At 33.0% G+C, this 497-nt stretch carries 1 protein-coding gene; it reads left to right on the top strand.

What is annotated here, in order from left to right; translation table 11 throughout:
* Positions 1-87 precede the first annotated feature (87 nt).
* The coding region (locus PGC35_RS22070) for an HAD-IIB family hydrolase (RefSeq protein WP_375220728.1) at positions 88-497 on the top strand (410 nt) is incomplete at its 3' end.

Genomic DNA, 497 nt, shown 5'->3' with positions numbered 1-497 from the left:
GCAGGTTAGTTGAAGAAGGATTCTTTGTAGGGAAAGCGAATACTAGATAAGCTGTTACTATTATAGAACTTTTTAAGGGAGAATTTTATGGGTTATAAAATTGTTTTCTTCGATGTGGATGGGACTATTACAAATCATGAAGATGGCACCATTCCACACAGTACTATTGAAGCTATAAAAACATTGAAGAGTAAAGGAATAAAAGTTGTTGCAGCAACAGGAAGACCGTTATCAATGTGCAATGAATTACAGGAACTAGGTATAGAAACATTCATTACAGCTAATGGGGGATATGTGAAACATAACCAAGAATTGATTCATAGTGTACCAATGGATAAAAATCTGGTTAAAGATGTTATGGATTTTGCCACATTACACAATAACGGATTGTCTTTCTATACTGAAGAATTTAGTATGAATGGTGTAACTGAAGATGGAATTTTAAGAGCATTGAAGGAAACATTATCTCTGAATGAGTATCCTGAAACTAATAAATT

This window comes from Psychrobacillus sp. PGGUH221, from assembly GCF_042055255.1.
Taxonomy (GTDB): domain Bacteria; phylum Bacillota; class Bacilli; order Bacillales_A; family Planococcaceae; genus Psychrobacillus.
This window is presented reverse-complemented; position numbering and strand designations above follow the sequence as displayed.